The sequence below is a fragment of the Planomonospora algeriensis genome, from assembly GCF_977012225.1.
In genome coordinates this window covers 1-5,429 of the sequence record NZ_CDRNDK010000419.1, presented here as the reverse complement: position 1 = coordinate 5,429, position 5,429 = coordinate 1, and the positions used below count along the sequence as shown (strand labels likewise).

At 72.0% G+C, this 5,429-nt stretch carries 7 protein-coding genes and 1 tRNA gene; 6 read left to right on the top strand and 2 right to left on the bottom strand.

Features of this window, described 5'->3' with window-relative positions; genetic code table 11:
* The coding region (locus tag ACWJ6R_RS29205; RefSeq protein WP_449065311.1) for an MFS transporter at positions 1 to 644 on the top strand (644 nt) is incomplete at its 5' end.
* The gene (locus tag ACWJ6R_RS29200; RefSeq protein WP_449065310.1) at positions 641 to 1,738 is read left to right on the top strand and encodes a glycerophosphodiester phosphodiesterase; all 1,098 of its coding nucleotides are present in this window, start codon (positions 641 to 643) and stop codon (positions 1,736 to 1,738) included. The genes ACWJ6R_RS29205 and ACWJ6R_RS29200, both read left to right, overlap by 4 nt.
* A 153-nt stretch (positions 1,739 to 1,891) precedes the next feature.
* On the opposite strand, the gene ACWJ6R_RS29195 is transcribed toward ACWJ6R_RS29200, so the two are convergent.
* The gene (locus tag ACWJ6R_RS29195) at positions 1,892 to 2,266 is read right to left on the bottom strand and encodes a phage holin family protein (RefSeq protein ID WP_449065309.1); all 375 of its coding nucleotides are present in this window, start codon (positions 2,264 to 2,266) and stop codon (positions 1,892 to 1,894) included.
* A gap of 246 nt (positions 2,267 to 2,512) precedes the next feature.
* On the opposite strand from ACWJ6R_RS29195, the gene ACWJ6R_RS29190 reads away from it, so the two are divergent.
* The 3 genes from ACWJ6R_RS29190 (at position 2,513) to ACWJ6R_RS29180 (ending at position 3,801) form a co-directional block, all read left to right on the top strand.
* Positions 2,513 to 2,815, top strand: a complete 303-nt coding sequence (locus ACWJ6R_RS29190) for a hypothetical protein (protein WP_449065312.1) — start codon at positions 2,513 to 2,515, stop codon at positions 2,813 to 2,815.
* Positions 2,816 to 2,944: 129 nt separating this feature from the next.
* Positions 2,945 to 3,343, top strand: coding sequence for an OsmC family protein (locus ACWJ6R_RS29185; RefSeq protein ID WP_449065308.1), 399 nt, complete (start codon positions 2,945 to 2,947; stop codon positions 3,341 to 3,343).
* 384 nt (positions 3,344 to 3,727) lie between these two features.
* Positions 3,728 to 3,801 (top strand) — tRNA-Lys (locus ACWJ6R_RS29180).
* Between the two features lie 116 nt (positions 3,802 to 3,917).
* Here the strand turns inward: ACWJ6R_RS29180 and ACWJ6R_RS29175 are convergent.
* Positions 3,918 to 4,427 carry a DinB family protein gene (locus ACWJ6R_RS29175; RefSeq protein ID WP_449065307.1) on the bottom strand — a complete coding sequence of 170 codons (510 nt, stop codon included), beginning with the start codon at positions 4,425 to 4,427 and terminating at the stop codon, positions 3,918 to 3,920.
* A 366-nt stretch (positions 4,428 to 4,793) separates the two neighbouring features.
* Here ACWJ6R_RS29175 and ACWJ6R_RS29170 point away from each other — a divergent pair.
* Positions 4,794 to 5,429: hypothetical protein (locus ACWJ6R_RS29170; protein WP_449065306.1), on the top strand; the 636-nt coding region annotated here is incomplete at its 3' end.

Here is a 5,429-nt window from a genome sequence, read left to right as displayed (position 1 = left end):
GCCGTACTCTGGCTGCCTCAGGCGCTGCGCCGCCCGGCGGCGGACCGGCGGCGCCCAGACCGTTCCGCGCGCTGCTGCGCGCCCCCGTGACCTGGGCGGTCACGGCGTTCATGGGGTTGCAGTCGCTGACCTTCTACGTCACGCTCGCCTGGCTGCCGACGGTCTTCCAGGAGTCCGGACTCCCCGCCGACCAGGCCGGTTACCTGCTGAGCCTGGCCAACCTCGTCCAGGTGGCGGTCACGCTCACGGTGCCCGTGCACGCGGGCAGGGCGCGCTCGCAGGTGCCGCACGTCACGGTGGCGACCCTGCTCACGGCCGCGGGATACGCCGGGATGCTGGCGGCCCCCGCCACGGTCCCCTGGCTCTGGATGCTCGTCCTCGGCGTCGGCCAGGGCGCCTCGATCGCGCTGGCCCTGCTGATCATCACCCTGCGCGCCCCCGACCCGGCCGCGGTGACGGCGCTGTCGGCCGTCGCCCAGTCGGCCGGGTACGTCCTGGCGGCGCTCGGCCCGTTCCTGATCGGCCTGCTGCGGGAGGTCTCCGGGGGCTGGACGGTACCGCTGCTGGCCGGCCTCGGCGCGTGCGGGCTCCAGCTCGTCGCCGGCCTCCTCGCCGGACGCCCGGTGCCCGCGGTCATCCGATGATCCGCAGGTTCCTCGCCGTGGCGCTGACCGTCCTCGCGACCGGTACCGTCACCGTTGTGCCGCACCGACCCGAACCCGCCGCCGCCGAGCGCCGCGGCGACGAGCCCATCGTCATCGGCCACCGGGGCGCGAGCGCCCACCGGCCCGAGCACACCCTGCTCTCCTACGAGGCCGCGATCGCGCTGGGCGCCGACTACATCGAGCCCGACCTGGTCTCCACCAAGGACGGCGTCCTCGTGGCCCGCCACGAGAACGAGATCTCCGGCACCACGGACGTGGCGGGCCACCCGGAGTTCGCGGCCCGTCGTACGACGAAGACCATCGACGGGCGGCCGGTCACCGGCTGGTTCACCGAGGACTTCACGCTGGCCGAGCTGAAGACCCTCCGGGCGGTGGAGCGCGTGCCCGAACTGCGGCCGGGCAACACCGTCTTCGACGGGCTGGCGGAGATCCCGACCTTCGAGGAGGTCCTGCTGCTGGCCGGTGAGCACGGGGTCGGCGTCTACCCCGAGACCAAGCACCCCACCTACTTCGACTCCATCGGGCTCTCCCTGGAGGAGCCGCTGCTGGACACCCTCCGCAGGCACGGCTGGGACGGCCGGCGCTCCCCCGTCTTCATCCAGTCCTTCGAGACCGCCAACCTGCGGGAGCTGCGGGAGAAGACCCGGCTCCCGCTGATCCAGCTGATCAGCGCGAGCGGCGCGCCGTACGACTGGACCGCCGCCGGGGACGCGCGCACCTACGACACGATGGTCACCCCCGAGGGACTGCGGGAGGTCGCCCGGTACGCCGACGGCATCGGTGTGGACACCCGGCGGATCGTCCCCACCGGGCCCGACGGCCGCCTGCTCGCGCCCACCGCGCTGGTCGGCGACGCCCACCGGGCCGGGTTGAAGGTCCACGCCTGGACCGTGCGGAACGAGAACTCCCAGCTCCCGCTGGACTTCCGGCTCGGCGACCCGGTCAACCCGGCCTTCCCGCGCGCCACCGGCGACGTGATGGGCTGGCTGGAGAAGCTCTACCGGCTCGGCCTGGACGGCGTCTTCGCCGACGACCCGGGCATCGCCCGCGCCGTCAGGGAGCGGGTCCTGTGACGCGCCGGGCGGGGCGGGGAGCCGCACCCGGTCACCCGCCCGGCGGGGTCCGGCCGAGCAGGCGGCGCCGCTCGTCGTGGGAGCGTATCGGGCGGAACGACTCGATGATCGCCGAGTCGGTCGTCGCGGGCCAGGACCAGGTCGATCGCCGAGTCAGTCGTCGCGCCCCAGGACCAGGTCGAGCAGCCAGCTCACCACGCCGATGATGATCGCGCCCCAGAGGGCGGCCCAGAAGCCGGTCACCTGGAACGACAGATCGAGCTGCTCGGCGATCCAGCTGGTGAGCAGGAGGAGGCCGGCGTTCACGACGAGCGCGAACAGCCCGAGGGTCAGGACGTAGAAGGCACAGCCGACGGTCTTGATGATCGGCTTGAGGAGCGCGTTGACGAGGCCGAAGACGAAGGCGACCGCGATCAGGGTGCCGATCTTCTTCGGTGTCGTGTCACCTGAGACGGTGATCCCGTCCACGAGGAGCTCGGCCACCCACAGGGAGGCCGCCACGATGAGGATTTTGATGATTATCTTCACGTTCGGGGATCCTCGCACGGTTGAACGGACGGCCGATAGGCCCGAAGGTCCGTAGATCTTTGCGTCGACCGGTATGCCTCGACACTAGCCATTCCGGCGCCGGTCGTGGCGTGGACCGGGCTTGATCTTCCGTGGCGGGACCCGCGTTGGGGAGCCGTTCATCGTGATCGGCCCGGCCGCTGACCGTTCCATCGACGATGAGGGCGCATGATCGCCCACATCTGGGGGCAGATGGGGCATAAGGGGGTGGGATCGTTGGAAACGGATGAGCTGGACGCGTTGTCGGCCCGGGAGCTCCACGACCGGGCAGTGGGGTACGCGGTGCACCACGGGGATTTCGGCTTTCTCTGGGAACTGCTCAAGATGATCCCGCCGGCCGAGGCGGCGAGCGGGAACAACGACGCGACGGCCAACGACCTCACCCGGGTCTCGGCTCTGCTCAGCGACGCCATGGTGGCGGGCGAGGGGGAGCTCGGTGAGGCGCTGCGGCCGTTCTACATCGACTACCTCTCCAAGCACCCGGACGCCATGGTCGCCCCCGAACCCTGATCCCGCTCCGCCGGGCCGTCCGCCCCGCTCCGCCGTGGGATGCGGCCGCCGGGTACGGCCCGGCGGCCCCGCCTGGCCGTACCGCCCGCTTGGATAGGGTGATCGGCAGGCGACCGGAGAGGACGGATCATGGCATCGGTGCACGTGGAGCGGACCGAGGACGGATACATCGCGCGCAACGGGCGCGGAGCCGAGGTGACCATGGGCGGCGGTGACGAGCAGGGCGTCTTCACCCCGGTCGAGTTGCTGCTGGCCGCGCTCGGCGGCTGCAACATCGTCACGGTGGAGCCCCTCACCGCCAAGCGCGGCCACCGGCTGGTCCGCCTGGCGATGACCGTCAGCGGCGAGAAGGTCGAGCCGACCAGGCTCGGGCCGATCACCGTGACCTACGACGTCGAGTTGCCCGAGGGCGACGAGAAGGCGGCCGAGGTCTTCCGCGCGGTCGCGCACCGCGTCGAGGAGAACCACTGCACGGTGAGCAACGCCCTGCGGAACCGTACCGAGGTCGTCCTCGAACTGCCGGTGTGACGGTTTCTCCGCGGTCCGTGAGGCTGACCCGGGCTATACCGGGTCACTCCGGGTGTAGGGGCAAAACCGACCTGTGTATGACGTTCTCGTTGCCTTCGCCCCGCTAGTGTGGAAGCAGGTCAACGAGGTCCGCGAGGACCACCGGGGCCGAACGGAGACTTTTACCGGAAAAGGACGCGGGGGGATCGCGTCCACGAGCGGAGCCGCCGTCGTCTTGGGGGAGGCGACGGCAGAGCCCGCCAGGTGAAGACGGGGCCGGACAGTTGGGGGAACTGTCCGGCCCCGCATCTGTGTCCGGAGCGACCCGGACGCATCCGTGCCGATGCGAGCTCTGTGCGGATGTGCACTGTCCTCCGCCGGGCTGCTAGAGTTGGCCCATCGCAGGCGCCGCTAGCTCAGTTGGTTAGAGCAGCTGACTCTTAATCAGCGGGTCCGGGGTTCGAGTCCCTGGCGGCGCACCGAGGTGAAAGCCCGGGCCGGTCTCACCGGCCCGGGCTTTCTCGTCTCAGCTCCGGCTCGTCTCAGCTCCGGCTCGTCTCGGCCCCGGCTCGTCTCTCCGTCCGCGGCCTGCGCATCAGCCCATGGTCTTCGCGCCGTCCAGCGCCTCGCGGATGATGTCGGCGTGGCCGGCGTGCTGGGAGGTCTCGGCGATGACGTGCAGCAGCACCCGCCGCACCGACCAGGAGGCGCCCGGCTCGAACCACGGCGCCTCCGGGAGCGGGTGGGCGGCGTCCAGGTCGGGCAGCGTCGCCACCAGCTCGTCCGTCCGGGCGGCCACCCGCTCGTAGGCGTCGAGCAGCCCGGCCAGGGTCTCGCCCTCCAGCATGCGGAACTGGCCCTCCCAGTCGATCGGCTCGCCGTACATCGCCTCGGCCCCGCCGACCGCGAACCTCATCCAGCCGTCCTCGACCCCGGCCACGTGCTTGATCAGGCCGCCCAGGCAGAGCTCGCTCACCGTGGTGCGCCGCGCGGCCTGCTCGTCGGTCAGCCCCTCGACCGTCTGGCGGAGGAACCCCCGGTGCTTCGCCAGCGTCTGCAGCAGATCGGCCCGCTCGCCGGTGACGGTTTTCTCCTGGGTGGTCATGTGACCTGCCTTCCATGGCCTTCGCGTGATCCGACGACCCCACGCTACAGACCGGCACCGACATTTCCGGATCACCGATGCGGTGCTCCGGCGGCGGTCCGGAGATCGGCGGCCTTCTCCGCCAATGATCCCGGCGGGAGCGGATATATAGGCCGGGAGGAGGTGGCCATGGCCACGGCAGGCAGTGAATCGGGCATCCTGCGGGGGCCTCCGGAGGAGCGGGGGCGGTGGTGCGCAGGGCCCTGCGCAGCGGGAGGGCCGCGGTGAGCCGCTGCGGCACGGCCGGCGCCTCCGTTGTCAGGGCGCATGAGATCTTGTAGCTTGCTGGTCGATCCGCTCGCGTCCACCGACCCGGGGAGCGTCCCCATGGGTGTTGCGCCCAGTGATGTGATCACCTCGGCTCCGAGCGTCTGGGGGGCGGCGAACGCGTCGAGCGCCGCGGCCGTCTTCCCCCTCGCCGCCCCCGTCGCGCTCGCGCTGGGCACGCTCGTCTCCGACCCGGCCCAGATCTGGCACGCCGGGGACCGGTACGGGGGCGTCGCCGAACGCGTCCGGTCGGCGGACGCCCTGGTCGGGGCGGCCGTGAGCGGCCGCGCCGACGCCGACCGGTGGACGGAGCGCGGCCGGGACGCGTTCATGGCGGCCCGGGTCCGGCCCTACCGGGAGACGCTCGGACAGGCCGCCGAGATGTACGACGCGATGGACGCCGCGCTGAAGGCGACCGCGGTGGCCTACACGTTCGTCGGGCTGTCGTCCGCGACCATCGGGGCGGCGCTCGTGCGTTACGTGGCGCCGCTCCTGGCGGCCGCGGTGGTGCCCGCCCTCAACGCGCAGGCGACCTACGTGGCCAACGCCAGGATGCTGGAGGCGGGGACGGCCGTGCGGAGGCTCATCGCGGGTCTGGCCGCGGCGAACGGCCCCGCGACGGCGCTGCTGTCCGGGGTCGCGGCCCGGCTCGGCGTCTCCCGCGCCGTGCTGGCGGGCCTGGGCACGCTCGGCGCG

Coding starts and splice junctions, on each gene's coding strand:
- ACWJ6R_RS29200 (WP_449065310.1), top strand. CDS start 641: ATGATCCGCAGGTTCCTCGCCGTGGCGCTGACCGTCCTCGCGACCGGT.
- ACWJ6R_RS29185 (WP_449065308.1), top strand. CDS start 2,945: ATGGCATCGGTGCACGTGGAGCGGACCGAGGACGGATACATCGCGCGC.
- ACWJ6R_RS29175 (WP_449065307.1), bottom strand. CDS start 4,427: ATGACCACCCAGGAGAAAACCGTCACCGGCGAGCGGGCCGATCTGCTG.